25 protein-coding genes are annotated in these 22,839 nt (G+C 63.3%); 15 read left to right on the top strand and 10 right to left on the bottom strand.

The window, feature by feature from the left end; all coding sequences use genetic code 11:
• Window positions 1–76 precede the first annotated feature (76 nt).
• From KPG71_RS15430 to KPG71_RS15415, 4 genes are all read left to right on the top strand, one after another.
• A complete protein-coding gene (locus KPG71_RS15430; RefSeq protein ID WP_253196301.1) occupies window positions 77–346 on the top strand; it encodes an I78 family peptidase inhibitor in 270 nt (89 codons plus the stop codon).
• A 54-nt stretch (window positions 347–400) separates the two neighbouring features.
• Complete coding sequence (locus KPG71_RS15425) at window positions 401–745, top strand: DUF2794 domain-containing protein (RefSeq protein ID WP_073035702.1); 345 nt, start codon at window positions 401–403, stop codon at window positions 743–745.
• Between the two features lie 158 nt (window positions 746–903).
• Complete coding sequence (locus KPG71_RS15420) at window positions 904–1,185, top strand: type II toxin-antitoxin system RelE/ParE family toxin (protein ID WP_216338931.1); 282 nt, start codon at window positions 904–906, stop codon at window positions 1,183–1,185.
• Window positions 1,186–1,196: 11 nt separating this feature from the next.
• Complete coding sequence (locus tag KPG71_RS15415) at window positions 1,197–1,487, top strand: HigA family addiction module antitoxin (protein WP_216338929.1); 291 nt, start codon at window positions 1,197–1,199, stop codon at window positions 1,485–1,487.
• On the opposite strand, the gene speB is transcribed toward KPG71_RS15415, so the two are convergent.
• The 4 genes from speB to KPG71_RS15395 form a co-directional block, all read right to left on the bottom strand.
• The gene (gene speB, locus KPG71_RS15410) at window positions 1,475–2,443 is read right to left on the bottom strand and encodes an agmatinase (protein WP_216338927.1); all 969 of its coding nucleotides are present in this window, start codon (window positions 2,441–2,443) and stop codon (window positions 1,475–1,477) included. The two genes, KPG71_RS15415 and speB, sit on opposite strands and share 13 nt — an antisense overlap.
• Before the next feature lie 4 nt (window positions 2,444–2,447).
• Window positions 2,448–3,281 (bottom strand): NlpC/P60 family protein, encoded by an 834-nt coding sequence (locus tag KPG71_RS15405; protein ID WP_216338924.1) that lies wholly within the window; start codon window positions 3,279–3,281, stop codon window positions 2,448–2,450.
• Complete coding sequence (locus KPG71_RS15400) at window positions 3,278–4,657, bottom strand: M17 family metallopeptidase (RefSeq protein WP_216338922.1); 1,380 nt, start codon at window positions 4,655–4,657, stop codon at window positions 3,278–3,280. The genes KPG71_RS15405 and KPG71_RS15400 overlap by 4 nt, the downstream gene beginning before the upstream one ends.
• An 87-nt stretch (window positions 4,658–4,744) precedes the next feature.
• Entirely contained in the window at window positions 4,745–5,137 is a 393-nt protein-coding gene (locus KPG71_RS15395; protein WP_216338921.1) for a hypothetical protein, read from the bottom strand.
• A 138-nt stretch (window positions 5,138–5,275) separates the two neighbouring features.
• Between KPG71_RS15395 and KPG71_RS15390 the strand changes: the two genes are divergently transcribed.
• Window positions 5,276–5,926, top strand: coding sequence for a carbonic anhydrase (locus tag KPG71_RS15390; protein WP_216338918.1), 651 nt, complete (start codon window positions 5,276–5,278; stop codon window positions 5,924–5,926).
• A gap of 130 nt (window positions 5,927–6,056) precedes the next feature.
• Here KPG71_RS15390 and KPG71_RS15385 read toward each other — a convergent pair whose 3' ends face one another.
• Window positions 6,057–7,682: a DUF4139 domain-containing protein gene (locus KPG71_RS15385; RefSeq protein ID WP_216338916.1), complete on the bottom strand. Its 1,626-nt coding sequence runs from the start codon at window positions 7,680–7,682 to the stop codon at window positions 6,057–6,059.
• Between the two features lie 159 nt (window positions 7,683–7,841).
• The gene (locus KPG71_RS15380; protein ID WP_073035709.1) at window positions 7,842–8,864 is read right to left on the bottom strand and encodes an aspartate-semialdehyde dehydrogenase; all 1,023 of its coding nucleotides are present in this window, start codon (window positions 8,862–8,864) and stop codon (window positions 7,842–7,844) included.
• Window positions 8,865–9,005: 141 nt separating this feature from the next.
• Between KPG71_RS15380 and crcB the strand changes: the two genes are divergently transcribed.
• The 8 genes from crcB to KPG71_RS15340 all read left to right on the top strand — a co-directional run bounded on the left by crcB (window position 9,006) and on the right by KPG71_RS15340 (window position 16,599).
• Window positions 9,006–9,383, top strand: a complete 378-nt coding sequence (gene crcB / locus KPG71_RS15375) for a fluoride efflux transporter CrcB (protein WP_216338914.1) — start codon at window positions 9,006–9,008, stop codon at window positions 9,381–9,383.
• The gene (locus KPG71_RS15370; protein ID WP_216338912.1) at window positions 9,380–10,423 is read left to right on the top strand and encodes an RluA family pseudouridine synthase; all 1,044 of its coding nucleotides are present in this window, start codon (window positions 9,380–9,382) and stop codon (window positions 10,421–10,423) included. The genes crcB and KPG71_RS15370 overlap by 4 nt, the downstream gene beginning before the upstream one ends.
• Window positions 10,420–11,103 (top strand): HAD-IA family hydrolase, encoded by a 684-nt coding sequence (locus KPG71_RS15365; protein WP_216338910.1) that lies wholly within the window; start codon window positions 10,420–10,422, stop codon window positions 11,101–11,103. The genes KPG71_RS15370 and KPG71_RS15365 overlap by 4 nt, the downstream gene beginning before the upstream one ends.
• Window positions 11,100–11,816: an ATP12 family chaperone protein gene (locus KPG71_RS15360; RefSeq protein WP_216338908.1), complete on the top strand. Its 717-nt coding sequence runs from the start codon at window positions 11,100–11,102 to the stop codon at window positions 11,814–11,816. The genes KPG71_RS15365 and KPG71_RS15360 overlap by 4 nt, the downstream gene beginning before the upstream one ends.
• A gap of 203 nt (window positions 11,817–12,019) precedes the next feature.
• Window positions 12,020–13,039 (top strand): amino acid ABC transporter substrate-binding protein, encoded by a 1,020-nt coding sequence (locus tag KPG71_RS15355; protein WP_216338906.1) that lies wholly within the window; start codon window positions 12,020–12,022, stop codon window positions 13,037–13,039.
• 130 nt (window positions 13,040–13,169) lie between these two features.
• Window positions 13,170–14,438 (top strand): amino acid ABC transporter permease, encoded by a 1,269-nt coding sequence (locus KPG71_RS15350; RefSeq protein WP_216338904.1) that lies wholly within the window; start codon window positions 13,170–13,172, stop codon window positions 14,436–14,438.
• A 1-nt stretch (window position 14,439) separates the two neighbouring features.
• Window positions 14,440–15,792, top strand: a complete 1,353-nt coding sequence (locus KPG71_RS15345; protein ID WP_216338902.1) for an amino acid ABC transporter permease — start codon at window positions 14,440–14,442, stop codon at window positions 15,790–15,792.
• Window positions 15,793–15,807: 15 nt separating this feature from the next.
• Window positions 15,808–16,599: an amino acid ABC transporter ATP-binding protein gene (locus KPG71_RS15340; RefSeq protein ID WP_073035717.1), complete on the top strand. Its 792-nt coding sequence runs from the start codon at window positions 15,808–15,810 to the stop codon at window positions 16,597–16,599.
• Window positions 16,600–16,659: 60 nt separating this feature from the next.
• Here KPG71_RS15340 and rlmH read toward each other — a convergent pair whose 3' ends face one another.
• From rlmH to KPG71_RS15325, 3 genes are all read right to left on the bottom strand, one after another.
• Complete coding sequence (rlmH, locus tag KPG71_RS15335; RefSeq protein ID WP_216338900.1) at window positions 16,660–17,130, bottom strand: 23S rRNA (pseudouridine(1915)-N(3))-methyltransferase RlmH; 471 nt, start codon at window positions 17,128–17,130, stop codon at window positions 16,660–16,662.
• The gene (gene rsfS / locus KPG71_RS15330) at window positions 17,131–17,496 is read right to left on the bottom strand and encodes a ribosome silencing factor (RefSeq protein WP_253196300.1); all 366 of its coding nucleotides are present in this window, start codon (window positions 17,494–17,496) and stop codon (window positions 17,131–17,133) included.
• 178 nt (window positions 17,497–17,674) lie between these two features.
• On the bottom strand, window positions 17,675–19,021 hold the full coding sequence (locus tag KPG71_RS15325; RefSeq protein WP_216338896.1) for a mechanosensitive ion channel family protein: 1,347 nt from the start codon (window positions 19,019–19,021) through the stop codon (window positions 17,675–17,677).
• 98 nt (window positions 19,022–19,119) lie between these two features.
• On the opposite strand from KPG71_RS15325, the gene KPG71_RS15320 reads away from it, so the two are divergent.
• Entirely contained in the window at window positions 19,120–20,046 is a 927-nt protein-coding gene (locus KPG71_RS15320; RefSeq protein ID WP_216338894.1) for a histone deacetylase family protein, read from the top strand.
• A gap of 2 nt (window positions 20,047–20,048) precedes the next feature.
• The gene (locus tag KPG71_RS15315) at window positions 20,049–21,329 is read left to right on the top strand and encodes a glycerate kinase (RefSeq protein WP_216338892.1); all 1,281 of its coding nucleotides are present in this window, start codon (window positions 20,049–20,051) and stop codon (window positions 21,327–21,329) included.
• Between the two features lie 7 nt (window positions 21,330–21,336).
• Here KPG71_RS15315 and KPG71_RS15310 read toward each other — a convergent pair whose 3' ends face one another.
• A complete protein-coding gene (locus KPG71_RS15310; RefSeq protein ID WP_216338890.1) occupies window positions 21,337–22,683 on the bottom strand; it encodes a UDP-glucose/GDP-mannose dehydrogenase family protein in 1,347 nt (448 codons plus the stop codon).
• Window positions 22,684–22,839: the final 156 nt, after the last annotated feature.

The raw sequence follows: 22,839 nt of genomic DNA, 5'->3' as shown, positions 1-22,839 counted from the left end.
CAATTCCCATGAGCGACAGGGGATGGACCGTGCCCGACTTGAATGGCACCATTCGCGACATCCAAGGAGAGAGACGATGAAATATCTGATGGCGGCGCTGTGCGCACTGACCCTGACCGGCTGCGTCGAGGAGGAGAACAGCATGCCGGACATGAGCGGGACATGCGGCGCGAACGAGATGCAGCATCTGGTGGGCCAGCCGCGCGACGCGTTCGACGACAGCAGTATTGACGGCACGGTGCGGATATTGCCGCCGGGGTCGGTGATGACGATGGACCACCGGCCCGACCGCCTGAATATCGAGCTGGACGAGGACGATATCATCACCCGGCTGTGGTGCGGTTGAACGCCGGGCGCGAAATCTCTTGATTTGCACGGGTTTCAAGGCAAGGCTGTTGGCATGAACTTTCAATCGCCTCCACCGTTTTCGGCCAGTGGCAGTCAGGATCAGGTGGCCTTTCACCGGACCGAACTGAATATCATCCTGTCGCTTTACGGGCGCATGGTGGCGGCGGGCGAGTGGCGTGACTACGGAATTTCATCGTTGCGCGACGTGGCGGTGTTTTCGGTCTTCCGGCGCACGGCCGAACATCCGCTGTATCGCATCGAAAAACGCCCCAAACTGCGCAGCAAGCAAGGGCTTTATGCGGTGATCGGCATGGACGGGCAGATATTGAAGCGCGGTCACGATCTGAAAACCGTGCTGCGGGTGCTGGAACGCAAGCTGATCCGCTCGGTGGAGTGAGGGGCGGAAGCGTGATTGCCAGACTGCGGGATGGCGATCCGACGTTTGAGAAAAGCACTTTATCCAAGCCAACCCGCATGACGTCGATACGATGCACTGGCGGCAGACTCGATGTATCGCCCCTTGACACACGTATCACATGATGATACATATCTGACATGATCCAGAGCACCAAGGGTAAGCTTGCCACGAATGCCCTCAACGGCAAATACGGCAAAGGCTTCCCTGCCGATCTGGTCAAACGAACACGGGCGATGCTGACGGCCCTGAACGCGGCGGTTGTCGTTGAGGATTTACGCTTTCCCCCCGGCAATCATCTGGAAGAGTTGCAAGGAAATCGCGCGGGGCAACATTCGGTGCGGATAAACGGCCAGTGGCGGATTTGTTTCGTCTGGACCGCACATGGCCCCGCCGATGTCGAAATCGTCGATTACCATTGAGAGGAAACGCCATGAGCCAGCTTGCAAACCCCATGCATCCCGGCGAAGTCCTGAAAGAACTTTACCTGAACCCGATGGGAATCGGGGCGATTGCACTTGCGCGCCGCCTTGGTGTCCCGCGCACCCGGATCGAACGATTGGTGAAGGGCACAACCGGCATGACGCCGGACACCGCCCTGCGGTTATCCCGCGCTTTCAACACCACGCCGGAATACTGGATGAACATGCAAACACAGCATGACATGGCCGTCGCGGCCCAGACGATTGACGTATCGGACATCGAACCGCTTTACGCGGCCTGACCGGCCCTGCCGACCATCACGCAAAGCAATTCGAACATGATCGACACGCCAAGAAATGCCGTGCCGCCCGAGGGATCGAAGGGCGGTGAGACCTCGACCATGTCGGCGCCGACGATGTTCAGCCCGGCCAGTTCGCGCACCACCTGCAACGCCTGATAGCTGTTCGGCCCGCCCACTTCGGGGGTGCCCGTGCCGGGGGCGAAGGTGGGATCGACGAAGTCGATGTCATAGCTGACATAGGTCGCGCCATCGCCCGCGATTTCGCGCGCTTCGGCCATCACATCGGCCACGCCGCGATCATGGAATTCCTCGATCTCGATCAGGCGGATGCCTTCGGCCCTGGCGAAATCGCGATCCTCGGAATCGTACATCGTGCCGCGAATGCCGATCTGCACCACGCGTTTGGGGTCGAGCAGCCCTTCCTCGACCGCGCGGCGGAACGGGGTGCCGTGGGTATACATCGTGCCGCCGAAATAGGAATGGAACAGGTCGGTATGGCTGTCGAAATGGACCATGCCCACCGGCGCGTCCTTGGCCAGCGCACGCAGCACCGGCAGCGAGGTCAGGTGATCGCCGCCCGCCGTCAGCGGCGTGATGCCCGCCTGCTTGATCCGGTCGTAGAACGCGGTGATCCGCGCCATCGAATCGATGATATCGGCGGGATTAGGCCCGACATCGCCCAGATCGGCGCAATTCACTGCCTCGAACGGGCGGATGCCGCTGGCCTGATGCTGGGCACGGATCATGGTGGAGGCATCGCGCAACTGGCGCGGGCCGTGCCGGGGGCCGGGGCGGTTGGTGGTGCCGCTGTCCCAGGGCACGCCGATCAGCCCGATATCGACATCGTCGAAACGCGCGTGTTCCGGCGGCACATAGGGCAGGCGCATGAAGGTCGGCACCCCGGCAAAGCGCGGCAGGTCGAAGCCGGAAACGGGGTGGAAAAAGCTGTCGGACATGGGGTTATCCTTTCAGTCGTTTGCGGGCGGTCACCGGGCCGTCGCCCTGCGCCGCGATCCGGGGAAGGGCCTGTGTCAGCGGCTCATGGACCACGGCCATGTGAAAGGCATTGGCATGCAACAGCGTGTCCGGGTCGGCGACCCATGCCACATGCCCTTTCCAGAACAGAAGGTCGCCCCGTTGCAGCGGGGCGTCTTCGGGCAGGTCGGCGCCAAGCGCGGTCTCTTGCAGGTCGCTGTCGCCGGGGCAGGCGATACCGCAGGCCAGGCACCCGGCCTGCACCAGCCCGGAACAGTCGATCCCGAGCGCCGAATTGCCGCCCCACAGGTAGGGGGTGCCAAGGAACAGGCCGGCCACCGCCACGGGATCGTCGGCCAGTTTATCGAGCGGGGTCAGATGCGGCGCGGGCACGTAGCCCTGCGGGGTTTCGGCAAAGCGCCCCTCCTGCCCCAGAACCGCCAGCCGCGCGCCGTGGCTGAGCATGGCCAGTTCATGCGATCTGAAATCCGGCGTCGGGTAGAGATGCGTCGCGCGGGCAGTGACGCGGTGGGTAGGGGGGTCTTCGTCCTGCCCAAGTTGGTCGCTGCGCAGATAACCGACGAAGCCATCGCGCGCGGCCTGAACGAAGGCCCAGCCGTTGCGATCCTCAAGACAGGTGACGCCGTCGCCCATCAGCAACTGGCGTTCCCGCCGACCGCCCGGCGCGTGCAGCAGGTCGGCCACCGGCACGGTCACCTGACGCGCATCGCCCTCGGTGAAGCGATCCGCCGTGACCTGCCCGCGCAGCGAAACATGCGCCACGCGGGGATTGGCCGGGGTCAGGCGCGGGTGGCTCATAGCTTCAGCGCCTTGGGCAGGGCCTGCAACAGGGCGCGCGCGCCCATGCCGACACCGCCCTTGGGCCGGGCCGGTTTGGGCTCGGGGTTCCAGCCGTAGATGTCGAAATGGGCATAGCGCGCCCGGCCTGCAAAGCGGCGCAGGAACAGCGCGGCGGTGATCGCCCCGGCAAAGCCGCCCTTGGGCGCGTTGTCCAGATCGGCGATGCCGGGTTCGATCATCGTCTCGTACGGGGTGTGGAAGGGCATCCGCCAGACCGGATCGGCCACCTGCACGGCGGCGGCTTCGAGCGCGGCGACGAGGGAGGCGTCATCGGTGAAATAGGGCGACAGGTCGGGGCCGACAGCCACCCGCGCCGCGCCTGTGAGCGTCGCCATCGAGATCAGCAGGTCGGGCGAGTCTTCGGCGGCATAGGCCAGCGCGTCGGCCAGCACGAGGCGGCCCTCGGCGTCGGTGTTGTTGATCTCGACCGTCTTGCCGTTGCGCGCGGTCAGAATGTCGCCGGGGCGGAAGGCGTTGCCCGCGACCGCGTTTTCCACGGCGGGCACCAGAACGCGCAGGCGGATGGGCAGGGCCAGCGCCATGATCATCTGCGCCAGCCCCAGAACGGTGGCCGCGCCGCCCATGTCCTTTTTCATCAGGCCCATGCTGGCGCCGGGTTTGAGATTGAGCCCGCCGGTGTCGAAACACACGCCCTTGCCCACCAGCGTCAGCGCCGGGCCGGTATCGCCCCATCGCATGTCGATCAGGCGCGGGGCCTGCGCGGCGGCGCGGCCCACCGTGTGGATCATCGGAAAGTTCTGTTCCAGCAGGGCATCGCCGCGGATCACGTCGATGCTGGCGCCGTGGGCCGAGGCCAGCGTGGCGCAGGCCCCTTCCAGATCGGCAGGGCCCATGTCAGAGGCCGGGGTGTTGATCAGGTCGCGCGTCAGGGCCTCGCCCGCCGCGATGGCCTGCAATCGGGCGGGATCGACGCCTTCGGGCGGGACCAGGCGGGCCAGCGCCGGTTTTTGTTCGCGGTAGCGATCAAAGCCGTATTGCGCCAGCAGCCAGCCAAGCGATTCTTCCCCGGCGCGGGCGGGGTCGAGCCCGTGAAAGGCATACGCCCCTTCGGGCAGTTGCATCGCCGCCGTGGCGAGATGGAAGCGCCCGCGCGCCCGTGCGCCGGTATCGCCATACCCGGCCAGCGCCATATCCAGCCCGCCCTTGGAATCGGGCACCAGAAGGGTTGTGCCAAGCGCGGCAGTAAAGCCGGCGCCGCGCACCCATGTGGCCACGCGATCGGGCTGATCCGCGAGCCAGCCCTCAAGCGAGTCCTGTTCGATCACATGCAGGGGAATGGCCGGGGCATCGGCGGCGGCAAAGGTCAGGTCCATCGGGCGCGTCCCTTTCAAATTCGGGGTATCTTGCGCCCAGCCTATCCCTCCTGTCGGAAGCTGCAAGCCATCAAACGACGGCGGCCGTCAGATCCGCAGGTCCTGAATGTTCCACATCTCGCCAAGGGAGCGTTCCCCGATGCGCAACAGACGCGCCAATGTGGCGGCCAGCGCGATACGGTCGCGCCGGTCGATGCAATGGGTCACGTCCCCGGCGACCTGCGCCAGACCCTGCATGCCGATCTGTTCGGAAATCGCGATCAGGCTGCGCGCGCTGCGGCGCATATCGTCGGTGCGCCCTTCGCGATGGCAGCGTTCGGTATGCGACAGCCGCGCGGCCAGTTCTTCAAGCGCGCGGCAAATCACGTCTTCGGCCCCGGATTCACCGAGTTGCGCCACCAGTTCGACGATTCGCGTGGAATCGAGCCGAACCGCTTCGTCCTGCCTGAGCAGCGTTACCTGTTCCAAAGTCTCACCCATCTTTCAGTTCTCCCACGAACCGGGACAGGATGCATCTGGACAGGTTCCCAAAAGGTTTCACTCGCCCCATATTGTCTCTCGAATTGTCGGAGAATTCCGATTATCACGGCGCGACGCAACAAGACCGAGGGACCCTTCATGGAACACGCACGGCCTTTGCCTACTTATCTCGTTCATCGCTACCACGGCTGGAAAGCCACGGCCTATACCGAGAATCAGGCATGGTATCGACGGCTGGCCAACGAAGGCCAGCACCCCCGCGCAATGGTGATTTCATGTTGCGACAGCCGGGTGCATGTCACGTCGATTTTCGGCGCGGATCAGGGGGAGTTCTTCATCCACCGCAATATCGCCAACCTCGTTCCCCCGCACGAGCCCGACGGCAACCAGCACGGCACATCGGCAGCGGTGGAATATGCGGTGACCGCGTTGAAAGTGGCGCATGTGATCGTCATGGGGCATTCCAATTGCGGCGGGGTTCAGGGCTGCATGGACATGTGCACCGGCAAGGCCCCCGCTCTGGAGGAGAAATCCAGTTTCGTGGGCCGTTGGATGGACATCCTGCGCCCCGGCTACGAGCGGGTGAAGAAGATCGAGAACGAGGACAAACGCCGCCATGCGCTGGAAAAGCAGGCAGTCGTCATCTCGCTGGAAAACCTGATGACCTTTCCGTTCGTGGCCGAAGCCGTGGACAAGGGCACACTGACCCTGCACGGGTTGTGGCACGAGATCGGCGAAGGCGGGGTCGAGCAATACAGCCCCTCGACCGGCGGCTTCGCCCCGATCTGATCGGGGCGGCGGCGGCATCGTCAAGGACTGCGGCAGCTATTCGAACAACGGACATCAAAGCGGGAAAGCCGGGCGATTGCCCGGCCCCCTGCAGGCTTGAGTCCGCGCGCGCTCCTGATCTTGCCAGCCGTCAGCGCAGCACCTTGCCCTCGGGCCATTCCAGCGAATAGTCCAGCGTGATCGCCTGTGTCTGACCGGCGGGCAGGTCGAAGGTCCATGCCAGTACGCCGCGCTTGTCGTCCACTTCGGTTTCCGACGGCGAAGGCTCTGCGCTCCATTCGATCTGCAACTCTTCCTGTTCGGAATAAGGCACGCGATCCAGCACGCGCATCGGCCAGTCCTGCGCGGTGAGGTTCTCGACCTCGATCTGAACGGTTTCGTCCAGAGCGCTGGAGCGGGTGAACACGCCCTTGTCGCCCTCTTGCCGTTGCGGGATCACACGGGCGAGGCGCAGCCCGTCGATGGCCCCGAAGGACAGGTCGGCCTCGGCCCCCGCCGGGATCATGTCGAGGAACCGCTGACCGATGAAACGGCCATCGAGGTAAAAGCGCGCCTCGGGCGTGGGCAGGATCAGTTCGTCGGCGGTGTTGGTGAAACCGGCCATCAGGAACGCGCGGTCATCGGCCAGCGGCACGGCCTGCCCAACGATATCCGCCTGAAGCGACAGCGTGCCCAGCGCCACGCGCACCCGGTCGGCATCCGACGCGACGGACACCGCGCCGGGATAGTCATAGGTCACGGCCAGCCCGTCGAACCGGGCAGCGGCCTGTTCGACGATCATCGCTTCGGTCTGCGGCGCGGCCAGTTCGGCCACGGCATCGGCAGCGGCCCCGCGCGACAACATTTTCGGGATGGGGGCGTTGGGATCGGTGACACGGCGCAGCCACGGCCAGATGTCGCCTGGCGCGGTCTGATCGGACGGGCGCGAGGTGGACAGCGTCAGCGCGATGTCCTGCCAGTTTTCGCCCGTGGCCTGCCGGATGAAAGCGCCGCGTTCGATTTCCAATTCCCCGGATTCGCGGGTGAGTTTCAGGTCATAAACCGGCTGCCAGCCGGCCTCGGGGATGGTGTAGGTGACGGTCACCTGGCCTTCGGCCGGTTGTTCGGTGCTGATCGCCACGGCCAGCATGGCGCGCGGCGTGTCCTGCGGAACCAGCGCGCGCAGGGCGGCGCGGGCCTGTTCGAGATCCTTGCGCAGATCCTTCAGGGCCCGGTCGGCGGCCCCGGCGCGCTGACGCGCATCGAGCGCGGCCTGCCGGGCGGCGAGGCTTTCCTCGCCGATCATGGCGACCAGATCGCGCAGCCCGGCAGCGTCCATGCCCGCCACGGCCTCGCCCTTGCCCAGTTGCGACAGGAACCCGATGCGGGCCTGCGCCGCCTTTTCTTCCTGGCGGATCGCTTCGACGGCGGCTTCGCCATCGCGCAGGGATTGTTCCAGGCCCTCGACCTTGTCGCGTGCGGCTTCGATGGCGGAGGAGGTTTCGGGATCGCGCGGCGGGACGTAATCGCTGCGCGCCGTGACGCTGCCCATTGTGGCGCCTTCGACCGCGACGCGCACGGCGGCCAGCGGCGTGTTCTGCGGCAGATCGGTCAGGATCAGGCTGTGCTGTCCGGCGGGGGCGCTGAAATCGACCCGGCGTGTGACGGTGCCGCCCTGCGGGTAGAGCGTGACCGCGTTGACGGTGCTGGTCAGGGGAATGTCATCGGCCCAGAGCGCCGAGGGCAGAAGGATCAGGAAACTGGCGATTGCACGCATGCGGGACACTCCTTGCGACTGATGGGCCGACTATCCCCCCGGCGCGGACCGAATGGCAAGGCGGGTTTCCCGTATCTGCGGATTCACGCCTTGGAAATGCAAAACGGGCGCCCCGGATGGGACGCCCGATCATGGCCGGATTGTTCCGTTTTGAGGCAATCAGCCCTTTTTCAGCACCCGCTTGCCCAGGGTTTCGGCGATCTGAACCGCGTTCAGCGCCGCGCCCTTGCGCAGGTTGTCCGAGACGCACCACAGGTTCAGGCCATTGTCGATGGTGCTGTCCTGACGGATGCGGCTGATGAAGGTGGCGAAATCGCCGACGCATTCCACGGGGGTGACGTAGCCGCCGTCTTCGCGCTTGTCGATCACCATGATGCCCGGCGCTTCGCGCAGGATATCGCGGGCCTCGTCCTCGTCGAGGTGATCTTCGAACTCGATATTGATCGATTCCGAGTGACCGACGAAGACCGGCACGCGCACGCAGGTGGCGGTGACCTTGATCTTGGGATCGACGATCTTCTTGGTTTCGGCGACCATCTTCCACTCTTCCTTGGTCGAACCGTCGTCGAGGAAAACGTCGATATGCGGGATCACGTTGAAGGCGATCTGTTTGGGATAGACCTTGGGCGCGACCTCTTCGGTGGGGTTGTAGACCGCCTTGGTCTGATCCCACAGCTCGTCGATGGCCTCTTTGCCCGAGCCGGAGACCGACTGATAGGTGCTGACCACCACGCGCTTGATCGTCGCGCGGTCATGCAGCGGCTTGAGTGCCACGACCATCTGCGCGGTCGAACAGTTGGGGTTGGCGATGATGTTCTTCTTGGCATAGCCGTCGACCGCCTCGGGGTTGCACTCGGGCACCACGAGGGGAACGTCCGGGTCGTAGCGGTAGAGCGAGCTGTTGTCGATCACCACGCAGCCCGTTGCCGCAGCCTTGGGGGCGTAGGTTTTGGTGGCGTCCGACCCGATGGCGAACAGGGCGATGTCCCAGCCGGTGAAATCGAACGTGTCGAGGTCCTGGGTTTTCAGTGTCTGGTCCCCGAAGCTCACCTCGGTTCCCAGCGAGCGGCGGCTGGCCAGAGCCGCGATCTCGTCTACCGGGAACTGGCGCTCGGCCAGGATGTTCAGCATTTCGCGGCCCACATTGCCCGTGGCGCCAACGACGACGACCTTGTAACCCATGTCGGATCTCCATTTGCATCAGACGGGGGGCCTCATACCGCAGCGCGGCATAAGGTTAAAGCGGATTCACCGCACCCGGCACTGTGGCGCACATATCTGCGCAGCTTGACAATTCAAGGGGAGCGGGCGACAGACGCGGCCATGATCATGACCTTTCTTCAGGTGGCCCTTGGCGGCGCGATAGGCTCGGCCCTGCGCTTTGGCGTGGGACTGGCGGTGCTGCGTCACTGGCAGGGCGGTTTTCCCCTGGGGGTCATTCCGGTGAACATCATCGGTTCATTCCTTATGGGGGTTCTGATCGTGCTGACCTTTCATCGCGACCTCGAACATCTGAAACCGTTGCTGATGACCGGCCTGTTGGGCGGGTTCACCACGTTTTCGGCGTTTTCGCTGGAGGCGTTCACGCTGTATGAGCGCGGGCAGATCGGATCGGCGGGGCTCTATGTGGTGCTGTCGGTCGTGCTGTCGCTGGCGGGGCTGGTGCTTGGGGTGTGGCTGGCGCGGGGGATCTGGGCATGAGCCGTGTGCAAACACTTACGGTCGGCGCCGATGACGCCGATCAGCGGCTGGACCGCTGGCTGCGCCGACAGTTTCCGCACCTGCCGCAGGGCCGCATCGAAAAGATGTGCCGCAAAGGCGAATTGCGCGTCGATGGCGGGCGGGTGAAGGCCAATACACGGCTGGAGGCCGGGCAGCAGGTGCGTATCCCGCCCCTGCCCGAGCCCGGAGACATCCAGACCGCGCCCAAGCCGCAGGTCAGCAATGCCGACGCTAGGATGATCCAGAACGCCGTGATCTATCGCGACGATCATATCATTGCGCTCAACAAGCCGCCCGGATTGCCGGTGCAGGGCGGCAGCAAGCAGACGCGCCATGTGGACGGTCTGGCCGAGGCGCTGCGATTCGGGCTGGAGGAAAAGCCGCGTCTGGTGCACCGGCTGGACAAGGATACCTCGGGGGTTCTGATCCTGGCGCGCAGCCGGGCCGTGGCCAAGGCGCTGACCGCATCGTTCCGGCATCGCAACACGCGCAAGATTTACTGGGCCGCCGTGGCCGGTGTCCCCATGCCGCGCATGGGCACGATCCGTTTCGGACTGGTCAAAGCGCCGGGACATGGTTCCGGGGGCGAAGGTGAAAAGATGCTGTGCCTGCATCCCCGCGATGTCGATTCGACGCCGGGCGCGAAACACGCCACCACCGATTACGCGGTGATCGAGGCCGCCGGCAGCCGCTGTGCCTGGGTCGGGCTGATCCCGGTCACGGGGCGCACCCATCAGCTGCGCGCGCACATGGCCGAGATCGGGCATCCCATCGTGGGTGACGGAAAATACGGCGGATCGGGGCAGGAAAACCTTGGCGATGGCTGGGGTGCGCAACTGGGCGGCGAGATCAGCCGCAAGCTGCACCTGCATGCGCGGTCCCTGACGCTGGAACATCCGGTGACGCGCGCAACGCTGCACCTGACGGCCCCGCTGCCCGAGCATATGGCGCGCACCTGGGAGTTTTTCCAATGGCAGCCCTCCGAGGCCCCGGAGGACCCGTTCGAGGATCTGGCATGAGCGCCCCGCTGCGTCTGGTCGTGTTCGATGTCGATGGCACGCTGGTGGACAGTCAGGCCGATATTCTGGCGGCTATGGCATATGCGTTCGAGCGCGCCGATCATCCCCTGCCCGCGCGCGATACGGTTCTGGGCATTGTCGGCCTGTCGCTGGACGTGGCGATGACGCGGCTGGCCCCCGAATTGGATGCCGCGCAGCACGGGCGGATGGTGGATTGGTACAAGGAGGCCTATATCGCGTTGCGGGCCGAGGCCGGGGCGGCGCAATCCTCGCCGCTGTATCCCGGTGCGCTGGAGGCGATCGAGGCGCTGCATGACGTGCCCGAGATCCTGCTGGGCGTGGCCACGGGAAAATCGCGCCGGGGGCTGGACAAGCTGCTGGAGGCGCATGATCTGCGGCGGTATTTCGTGACCCAGCAGGTCAGCGACCATCACCCGTCAAAACCGCACCCGGCGATGTTGCAGGCCGCACTGTCGGAAACCGGCGTTTCCGCGAGCGATGCGGTTATGATCGGCGATACCAGTTTCGACATGGAGATGGCCCGCGCCGCCGGCATGGCGGGAATCGGCGTCAGCTGGGGCTATCACCCGCGCACGTCCCTGCGCGATGCCGTCCGTGTGATCGACGATTTCAGCGACTTGCCCGCCTGCCTGAACCATCTGTGGGAGACAGCCGAATGAGCGAATGGAAGGCCAAGCGTTTCTGGAAAACCGCCGAGGCGGTCGAAGCCCCCGGAGGCTATACCGTTCAACTGGACGGGAGAGCGGTGAAAACCCCCGCCAAGGCACCCCTGATCGTGCCGACGCAGGAAATGGCGCAGGCAATTGCCGAAGAATGGGACGCTCAGGAAGAGCATATCGACCCCAACAGCATGCCGGTGACCCGAGCGGCCAATGCGGCAATCGACAAGGTCAGCCACCAGCATGCCGAGGTTGCACAGATGATCGCGGATTACGGGGATTCGGACTTGCTGTGTTATCGCGCGGAAAGCCCCGCCGAGCTTGTCGCGCGGCAGGCCGAGGCGTGGGACCCGTTGCTGGACTGGGCAGACGAGGCCCTGGGGGCGCGGCTGACACCCGTCATCGGCGTCATGCACACCCCCCAGAATCCCAAGGCGCTTGCGATGCTAGCGCAGCAGGTTCACGGCATGGACGCCTATCGCCTGACGGCGTTTCATGATCTGGTCGGCCTGTCCGGATCGCTGATCATCGGCTTTGCGGCGCTGCATGAGTTGCACGATATCGGGGCACTCTGGAAATTGTCGCGGATCGACGAAACCTGGCAGGAAGAACTGTGGGGAATTGACGAAGAGGCGCGAGAGCAGGCCGAAACGAAAGAATCTGAGTTTCGGGCCGCAAAACGCTTTCACGATCTTGCGGCAGGCACGTCCTGATTGCGAAAGCCGTCAGCATTCCCCTGCGGAACCCTATGCGGATGGCCATTGTTTTTCGTGATCCAGGGCTTGACGTTTCGTTATGAATCCAGACAAAATCGCTATTACTGAGGGGGGACTAACCCTTTTTACAGTATAGCCCCGACCCGAAAGAGGTTGGATGAACCGCCCGGTCAAGGGTGGATAATCAGGAAGAGGTAAACATGAAAAAAACCGTATTTCTTGGCGCGCTGACTGTCGCCGGCCTGACGGCTGGCGTGGCTGGTGCCGCGACGCTGGACGACATCAAGGCGCGTGGCAAGCTGAACTGTGGCGTGACCACCGGCCTGGTCGGTTTTGCCGCGCCCGATGCAAACGGCGAGTGGCAGGGCTTTGACGTCGCTGTGTGCCGTGCTGTAGCGGCCGCTGTTCTTGGTGACGCGTCGGCCGTGGAATTCGTGCCGACCACCGGCAAGACGCGCTTTACCGCGCTGTCGTCGGGCGAGATCGACATGCTGGCCCGCAACACCACCTGGACGCTCAGCCGTGACGTCGACCTGAAGAACGAATTCGTCGGCGTGAACTACTATGACGGTCAGGGCTTCATGGTGCCCAAGTCGCTTGGCGTGAGCTCGGCCAAAGAACTGAACGGCGCGACGGTCTGCATCCAGACCGGCACCACGACCGAACTGAACCTGGCGGACTTCTTCCGCGCGAACGACATGGAATACGAGCCGGTTCCGATCGAAACCAACGCCGAAGGCCAGCAACAATACCTGGCCGGTGCGTGCGACACCTACACCACCGACGCATCGGGCCTGGCCGCGACGCGGGCGACCTTCGAGAACCCGACAGAGCATGTGATTCTGCCGGAAATCATCTCGAAAGAGCCGCTTGGCCCGCTGGTGCGCCACGGTGACCAGGAATGGGGCGACATCGTTCGCTGGACCCTGAACGCGCTGATCGCTGCCGAAGAATTCGGCATCACCTCGGCCAACATTCAGGACATGGCCTCGAACGGCACCGACAGCCCCGAGGTCAACCGTATCCTCGGCACCGAGGGTAACCTGGGCGAGATGCTGGGCCTTGAGGCCGACTGGGCCGTCAAGGCAATCGCGGCCGGTGGCAACTATGGCGAGCTGTTCGAGAAGCACATCGGTGAAAACACGCCGGTGGGTCTGGCTCGTGGCCTGAACGCCCAGTGGAAAGACGGCGGCCTGCTGTACTCGCCGCCCTTCCGCTAAGACCTGAACCGATGAAGGGCGCGGATCAACCCGCGCCCTTCTCGCTTTACCGGACCAAACGATCGGCCCACGGCGCCAGAACGGCAGCCGCACAAAAAACCGGACCGGGCCGACAGACGGGGAACCCCATATGACAACATACACCGACCCTCCCAAGGAGTCGTTCCGGTTGTCCATGCTTTTGTATGACACCCGGTACCGCTCGATGACCATCCAGATCATCGCGTTGATGGGCTTCATGCTGCTGGCAGCCTGGCTGATCAACAACACGATTCAGAACCTTGCGGCGCTTGGCAAACCGATCCAGTTCGGTTTCTTCACCGATGCCGCAGGCTATGACATCAACCAGCATCTTCTGGAATACGACAATCAGGACACGCATTTGCGGGCCTCTTTCATCGGGTTGATCAACACCCTGATCGTGGCCGCGATGGGCTGTGCGACGGCGACGGTCATCGGCGTCATGGTGGGCGTTCTGCGCCTGTCCAAGAACTGGCTGGTGGCCAAGATCATGGCCGTCTATGTGGAAATGTTCCGCAACATCCCCGTGCTGTTGTGGATCGTCCTGTCGATGGCGATCCTGATCGAAAGCCTGCCGATGCCGCGCGCGTTCCGGGGCGAAGACCCGGCCGCCACCATGAAGATTTTCGACAGCGTCGCGCTGACCAACCGGGGGTTCTATGTGCCCGAGCCGCTGTTCTCGCGCTCATTGGGCGATATTCACCTGTTCGGGCAATCCAGCCTGCGCATGGATGTATCGCTGGATTTCCTGGCGTTCCTGATCGTTCTGGGCCTGTCGATCTTTGCCGCACGCAAGGTCACGGCGCGCGCCGAGGCGATCCAGAACGCGACCGGCGAGCGCCCGACGACATGGTATATCAACCTTGGCATCATCGTCATCCCGACCGTCATCCTGCTGACCGTCCTCGGGTTTTACCTGGGCTATCCCGAACTGAAAGGGTTCAACTTTTCCGGCGGGATTTACATGCGCAACTCGCTGATTGCGTTGTGGCTGGCATTGTCGCTCTATACGGCGGCCTTCATCGCCGAGATCGTCCGGGGTGGCATTCTGGCCATCAGTCACGGCCAGACCGAGGCCGCCGCGGCCCTTGGGTTGCGTCAGGGCCGGATCATGCGCCTTGTGGTGCTGCCGCAGGCACTGCGGGTGATCGTGCCGCCGCTGATCTCGCAATACCTGAACCTGACCAAGAACAGTTCGCTGGCGATTGCCGTGGGGTATTTCGACATTACCGGCACGCTTGGCGGGGTCACCATGAACCAGACCGGGCGCGAGATGGAATGCATGCTGTTCCTGATGCTGATCTACCTGATCATCTCGCTGCTGATTTCGGGGGTGATGAACCTCTACAACAATCGTGTCAAACTGGTGGAGCGGTAAGATGTCTGAACATTCCTTTGTCCGCACCGAAATGCTGCCAGAGCAGGCGCCACCGGCAACCTCCATCGGCGTGATCGGCTGGATGCGCGAGAACCTGTTCTCGGGCTGGCTGAACTCCACGCTGACGATCCTGTCCGTCCTGCTCATCTATTACGTGCTGTCGGGCGTGATTCCGTGGACCTTTCAATCGGTCTGGAATGCAGGATCGCTGACCGAGTGTCGCGAGATCATGAACGCAACATGGGGTGACACGCATCACGCCTGTTGGGCGGTGATCAAGGATCGCTGGCTGCAATTGCTGTACGGGTTCTATCCGCCCTATCCGGCCTATCCCGATGCAACGGTCAGCACGCCACCCGCCGAAGGCTGGTTGCCGTCCTATTTCCGGCCCAACCTTGCGCTGATCCTGCTGTTCGTGGCGCTGGCGCCGGTTCTGTTCGGCCGTGTGCCGCGCCAGTTGCTGGTGGTGACGGCGGCCTATCCGTTCCTGATGCCCTGGCTTTTGTGGGGCGGAACGATCTGGGTGCCGGTGATGGCCGCTGTCGGGTTCGCCCTGTTGTTCGGAATTGCGAAATACGGGCAATCGACGCTTGGCGCGCTTGGCTCGATCATCGCGGCGGCTGTCGTGGCGATCGTGTGGTGGATGTTCCTGTCGGGGCCTGTCGCCGGGTTGTTCGCAGACATCATCCCGATCAGCCTTCCGGTGGTCGAAAGCCGTGCGTTCGGGGGCTTCATGCTGTCGATCCTGATCGGCGTGGTCGCGATCGGCATCTCGCTGCCCATCGGCATCGTGCTGGCGCTTGGCCGGCAATCCGACCTGATGATCGTCAAGACGCTGTGCGTCGGGTTCATCGAATTCATCCGGGGTGTGCCGCTGATCACGCTGCTGTTCGTGGCGTCGGTTCTGCTGAACTACTTCATGCCGCCGGGCACGAATTTCGACATCATCATGCGGGTCATGATCATGGTCACGCTGTTCGCCTCGGCCTATATGGCCGAAGTGATCCGCGGCGGCCTGGCCGCACTGCCCAAGGGCCAGTACGAAGGGGCCGACAGCCTTGGCCTGAACTACTGGCAGGCGCAGCGGCTGATCATCATGCCTCAGGCCCTGAAAATCTCGATCCCCGGCATCGTGTCGACCTTCATCGGCGTGTTCAAGGACACGACGCTGGTGTCGATCATCGGCCTGCTGGACCCGATCGGCCTGTCGCAAAGTATCCGTGCCAATCAGGAATGGAACGGCATCTACTGGGAGCTTTTCGCTTTCATCGCGCTGCTGTTCTTCATCTGCTGCTTCGGCATGTCCCGCTATTCCATGTGGTTGGAGCGCAAGCTTCAGACCGGACATCGTTAAGAAAGGATCACGCCAATGTCAGAGCTGGCTACTGATCGTAATATCGACCGCTCCAGGATGCAGGTCTCGGATAACGTCGCTATCGAAATCAACAACATGAACAAGTGGTATGGCGCGTTCCATGTGCTGCGCGACATCGACCTGACGGTTTACGAGGGCGAACGGATCGTCATCGCCGGGCCGTCGGGATCTGGGAAATCCACGCTGATCCGCTGTATCAACGCGCTGGAGGAACACCAGAAGGGCAGCATCACGGTGGATGGCACGGTGCTGTCGAACGACCTCAAGAACATCGACAAGATCCGCTCCGAAGTCGGGATGGTGTTCCAGCACTTCAACCTGTTCCCGCACCTGACCATTCTGGAGAACTGCACACTGGCGCCCATCTGGGTGCGGAAGGTCCCCCGCAAGGAAGCAATGGAAACGGCCATGCATTTCCTTGAAAAGGTGAAGATCCCCGAACAGGCCAACAAGTATCCCGGCCAGTTGTCGGGCGGGCAGCAGCAGCGGGTGGCCATCGCCCGCAGCCTGTGCATGCGGCCCAAGATCATGCTGTTCGACGAACCCACCTCGGCGCTCGATCCCGAGATGATCAAGGAGGTTCTGGACACCATGATCGAACTGGCCGAGGAAGGCATGACCATGCTGTGTGTCACCCACGAGATGGGTTTTGCGCGGCAGGTGGCCAACCGGGTGATCTTCATGGATCAGGGGCAGATCGTGGAGCAGAACGAACCCGAAGAGTTCTTCAACAACCCGAAATCGGACCGGACCAAGCTGTTCCTCAGCCAGATTCTGGGACACTGAGTTCCGGAAATTTCAAAATGCGATGCGCGGTCCGGCGGGCCGCGCATTTTTCATGAGGCGTCAGGCCCGGTGATAGGGGCTGCCAGCCAGAATAGATGCCGCGCGATAAAGCTGTTCGGACAGCATCACGCGCACCAGCATATGCGGCCAGACCATCGCACCGAAGGACAGTTTGAATTCCGCCTGCGCCCGCAGATCGGGCGCGATCCCGTCGGCCCCGCCGATCACGAACGCCACGTCGCCGCACCCGGCATCGCGCCACCCCGCCAGATGATCGGAAAATTGCGGGGAACTGAGCGTTTTGCCGCGTTCATCCAGCATGACCGTCAGCGCGCCCTTGGGCAGGCTGCGTGACAGCAAGGCGGCCTCGGTCGCCATGCCGCCGCCCTTGCGGTCTTCGACCTCGTGCATCTGCACAGGGCCCAGCCCGAGGGCGCGGCCCGAACGATCGAAACGGGTCAGATAATCCTGGATCAGATCGCGCTCGGGGCCGGGTTTCAACCGGCCCACGGCGCAAATATGGACGCGCATTCAGCTGTCGGCGGAGGCAGCCTGCCCTGCGGGCAGCCACATCTTTTCAAGCTGGTAGAACTCGCGCACCTCGGGGCGGAAGACATGGACGATCACATCGCCCGTGTCGATCAGCACCCAATCTCCGGCCTCCTTGCCCTCGACCTTGCAGAGAATGCCGAGCTCCTGCTTGAGCCTGTCGGCCAGCTTTTCCGAGATCGACGACACCTGCCGCGACGACCGGCCCGAGCAAATCACCATGAAATCGCCCAACGCGGATTTCCCGCGCAGGTCGATCTGCACGACATCTTCGGCCTTGTCATCATCGAGCGAGGAAAGGATGCGGTCAAGCTGCACTTCGCTTGTCACGTCCTTGATGGGGGTCATAACCGACACCCCTTGTTCAGCGGCCCCAGCCGCATCAGCCGTAAAAGACAGGACATAGTCCTCCTTCGTTGCACACCGATCTGCCCCGGTGCCGGGCATGGTTCAAAGGTAGCAACACGCGCGTGACATTTCAATAAACGCGTATGGCACAAATAAGCGCGCGCCGGATCACGCCTGTTCAGTCATCCGCGGAAAATGCCGGATCGGCCTGATGCGTCTCAAGTGTGGACCCTTCCAGCACCCTGACCTCGCGCTGCGGGAAGGGGATGGAAATGCCGTTTTCCTGAAACGCATCCCAGAGCGCCAGATAGACATTGCCGCGTATGTTGGTCAGCCCGCCGGTGGGGTCGCGTATCCAGAATCGCAGGATATAATCCACGCTGCTGTCGCCGAACCCGACGATGTGGCAGACGGGCGGTTTGAATTCCAGCACCCGCTCGACCCCTTTGGCGGCGTCGATGGCGATGCGGCGCACGGTATGGGGATCGTCGGTATAGGCCGTGCCGAAATAGATATCCAGCCGCACGTAATCGTTGGAATGCGACCAGTTCACCACCTGCCCGGTAATCAGGTCTTCGTTCGGGATCAGGTATTCCTTGCCGTCGCGCGTGGTGATCGACACATAGCGCGCGCCAAGGGAATTGATCCAGCCGAAGGTTTCCCCAAGCGAAATCACGTCGCCCGGCTTGATCGAGCGATCCAGAAGCAGGATCACCCCCGACACGAGGTTCGACACCACCTTTTGCAGGCCGAAACCGAGACCCACGCCGATGGCGCCGGACAGGACCGCAAGGCCGGTCAGGTCGACCCCCACGGCTCGCAATCCGATGAAGAACGCCGCACCGTACAAGAGCACTTGCAGGAACTTGACGGCAAGCACCTGCATGGAGGGCGAAATTTCCTTGTTCTGGCGTATCTGCGCGGCGGTGGTGCGCGACACGAAGCGCGCGCCGAACATCAACACCGCGATCACGGTAATCGCCTGAAGGATCACCCATAGCGACAGGCGCATATCGCCCAGTTCGATGGCGACGCTGTCGAGCAGGCGCTGCGTTTCGTCCGTCAGTCCGAGGATGCCGAGGGTGACCCATGTCCACGCCACATAGCGCACCATGGTGCGGATGAACCCGTTGACGATGAACCGTGTGACGATCGTGATGATCAGCCATGCCAGGGCGAGGCTGGCCAGTATGTCCAGCAGATAGGACCGGCTGGGCCATGTCGTCGATTGCATGATCCAGACGGTGGGCCAGATCAACGCCACGAAAAAGATCAGCCGCAAACGGCGATGCAGCATCACCAGAAAGCGCATCCGCCATTTCGGCCAACCTTCGCGGGCGCGCATCCATGCATGGACATGCGGCCCCAGCAGCCGCGCCAGGAAATGCGCCGCAATGAACAGGCCGATGGCGATAGCAACCTGATAGGCATTCCAGGGCCGCATCAGGCCCGCGATAAAGAATTGTGCCTGCGCCCAGAGACTGAAGGCGATCTCGTGCGGAGCCTGTAGAATATCGTTTCCCATTGCCCCAAGATTTGCACGGGTGCGCGTTTCCAACAAGCCTGCACTGGACAAGCGGTGCATTTCACGCTCATTTTCCCTGCAAACCACCCGGAGGCTTCATGACGACCGCGCTGATCACCCATACCGATTGCCTGAAACACCGCACGCCGGACGGACACCCCGAGCAAATCGCCCGGCTGGAGCATGTCCTGACCGCAATCGACGGCAAGACACTGGAGCGGTTCGAGGCCCCGATGGGCAGCGAAGACGACCTGCGCCTCGTCCATCCGCAATCGCATATCGAGCGGGTGCGCAGTGCGGAACCGGATGAGGGAATCGTGCAACTCGATGCCGACACATGGATGTCGCCGGGATCGTTCGATGCGGCAATGCGCGGCGTCGGCGGTGCGCTGAAGGGCGTCGATCTGGTGCTTGGGGGCGAGGTGGGCAATGCCTTTGTCGCCACGCGCCCGCCCGGCCACCACGCCGAAACCGAGCGCACGATGGGGTTCTGCCTGTTCGGCACGGCAGCCATCGCCGCGCGCCACGCAATGGAGCGTCATGGGCTGAGCCGCGTCGCCGTGGTGGATTTCGACGTGCATCACGGCAATGGCACGCAGGACCTGCTGTGGTCGGAAGAGCGCAGCTTTTTCGTGTCCTCGCACCAGTTTCCGCTCTGGCCCGGCACTGGCAGGGCCGATGAGCGCGGCGCACATGGCAATGTTCTGAACCTGCCGCTGGACCCGGCTTCGGATGGCGCCACCATGCGACAGGCCTATGAGGAAAAGGTGTTTCCGGCGCTCGAAGCTTTCACCCCCGAATTGCTGATCCTGTCCGCCGGGTTCGATGCCCACAGAGACGATCCGCTGGCCGAGTTGCAGTGGGACGAGAGTGATTTCACATGGCTGACGGGCCGCCTGTGCGATCTGGCCGATGCGCATTGCAAGGGGCGCGTCGTGTCCTGCATGGAAGGCGGCTACAACCTTGAAGCGCTCGCCCGCTGTGCAGCGGCGCATGTGGATGTTCTGATCGAGCGGGGCGGCTGATCGTGGCCGGGACATCTTCGGTCGACGCCCCCGAGGGCCTTTTGCGCCGGTTGTTCGACCGCGCGGTCGAGGTCGCCGACCCGATGCAAAGCCTGCACCGCGCCCTGCCCCCGCGCCCGGACGGGCGGCTGGTGGTGATCGGCGCAGGCAAGGCCAGCGCGCGCATGGCCGAGGCGGTCGAGCAGGACTATGGCCTCTGCGAGGGGCTGGTGATCACCCGGTATGGCTATGCCCGGCCCTGTCAGGGCATAGAGATCGTCGAGGCCGCGCATCCCGTGCCGGACGCGGCGGGCATGAACGCGACCGCCCGGATGCTGGATCTGGTCGGGACTCTGGGCAAGGACGATATGGTGCTGGCGCTGATCTCGGGCGGGGCGTCGGCGCTGTTGGTGCAGCCTGCGGGCGCGATCACGCTGGAGGAAAAACAGGCCGTCAACCAGGGGCTTCTGGCCTCGGGCGCGCCGATCGGACAGATGAACGTGGTGCGCAAGCATCTGAGCCGCGTCAAGGGAGGGCAACTGGCCGCCGCGGCCTGTCCGGCGCGGATGCTGACGCTGATGATTTCCGACGTGCCGGGGGACGATCCGGCGATGATCGGATCGGGCCCGACGGTGGGCGATGCCAGCACACCGGATGACGCACGGGCCATTCTGGAACGGTACGATATCAACGTGCCGCATTCGGTGCGCGACGTGCTGGAGGGGCAGAGCGGCGTTGTCGCCCCTGACGATCCGCGCCTGTCGAACGTGGAAAACGTGATCTATGCCGCGCCATCGCAATCGCTGGAGGCGGCGGCGCGGATCGCGCGTGATGCGGGGCTGAACGTGCGTATCCTTGGCGATGCCCTGGAAGGGGAAGCGCGCGAATTGGCATCTGATCATGCCGCGCTTGCGCTGGAGCTGAAGGCGGCCCTGACGCCGGACGATGCGCCTGTCTTGCTGTTGTCGGGCGGGGAGTTGACCGTGACCCGCCGGGGCGACGGTGTGGGCGGGCCAAATGCGGAATACGCCCTTGCCATGGCCATCGCCCTGGACGGGGCATCGGGTATCCACGCCATCGCCTGCGATACCGACGGTGTGGACGGCGCCGCCGAAGTGGCGGGCGCCATCATCGGCCCCGAGACCCTGACGAAAGCGACAAAGGCGGAATGCAGCCCGGAAACGGCCCTGTCGCGCAATGACGCGCACGGGTTTTTCGAAACCATCGGCGATCAGGTTGTCACCGGCCCGACGTTGACAAACGTCAACGATTTCCGCGCCATCCTGATTTTACCGGAGCGTTGAACGGGTCTCAGCCGTCGGTGTCATCTTCGGACGATTCTTTCAGGAACCCGGCGCGGCCCACGCTTTCATAGGCTTCGAACCCGGCGCGTTTCGCGTCCTTGACCGAATAGATGTTGCGCAGGTCGGCCAGACGGGGCGTGGCCATCTTGCGGGCGATCCGCTTGAGATCGAGCGCGCGGAATTCGTTCCATTCGGTCAGGATGACCAGCAAATCCGCCTTGTGCGTGCATTTGTACGGATCGTCAGCCCACTGGACACCGGGCAACAGGGTTTCGCCCTCGTGGCGGCCCTGTGGATCACAGACCTTGACCTTGGCACCGCCGCCCACAAGCGCGGGAATGATGGTCAGCGACGGGGCTTCGCGCATGTCATCTGTATTGGGTTTGAAGGTCACGCCGAGAACGCCGATGGTCTTGCCGTTGAACGAACCGTCACACATGTCGAGCAGCTTGTCGATCATGCGGCGTTTGACCTCTTCGTTGACGGAGATGACCTTTTCGGTGATCTGCATCGGGATACCGTATTCCTGCCCCGTCCGGGCCAGCGCGCGGGTATCCTTGGGAAAGCAACTGCCGCCGTAACCGGGACCGGAATGCAGGAACTTCTTGCCGATGCGGCCATCCAGCCCCATCCCCTGCGACACCTGCTTGACATCCGCGCCGGTGCGCTCGCACAAGGCGGCGATTTCGTTGATGAAGGTGATCTTGGTCGCCAGAAAGGCGTTGGCCGCGTATTTGATCATCTCGGCGCTTTCCAGATCGGTCGTGAGGATCGGGAATTCGCGCAGGTATAGCGGGCGATAAATTTCGGCCATGACCTCGGCGGCGCGCTCGGTCTGAACGCCGACGACAACGCGGTCGGGCTTCATGAAATCGTCGATTGCCGCGCCTTCGCGCAGGAACTCCGGGTTCGAGGCGACATCGAAATCAAGATCGGGATTGGCTTTCTTCACGGCCTGCTTGACCTGCCGGTTGGTGCCGACCGGAACCGTGGATTTGGTAACGATCACGATGTAATGGTCCGCGATGCGGGCAATTTCCTCGGCGGCGGCCATCACATAGCTCAGGTCCGCATGGCCGTCCCCGCGCCGCGTGGGCGTGCCGACAGCGATGAAAACCGCATCCGCCTCGTGAAGGGCGCTTGGCAAATCCAGCGTGAACGACAACCGGCCAGCCTCGACATTCTTGGCCAGAAGCCGGTCGAGACCCGGTTCGTAAATCGGGATTTCCCCGCGTTCCAGCATCTCGATCTTTTTCGGGTCCTTGTCGACGCAAACGACATCATGACCGAAATCGGAGAAACACACACCAGACACCAGCCCCACATAGCCCGTTCCGATCATGGCGATTTTCATGGCATCTAACCTTTAACTGACCTTTCCCTGAGACGTTAATGCAGTGCGGTCGAACGCGCGTCAATCATGGCGAAGCCGATGGAGCCCGATCCCGCGGGGCCGTGGGCCCGATTGCACGGCTTTGCAGCGCCCCTACAGCGCGTGTTGGACACGAGC

The organism is Roseovarius sp. PS-C2 (assembly GCF_018862045.1).
Lineage (GTDB): Bacteria > Pseudomonadota > Alphaproteobacteria > Rhodobacterales > Rhodobacteraceae > Roseovarius.
Note: the sequence above shows the minus strand (reverse complement) of the source record. Positions and strands in the feature narration are given on the sequence as shown.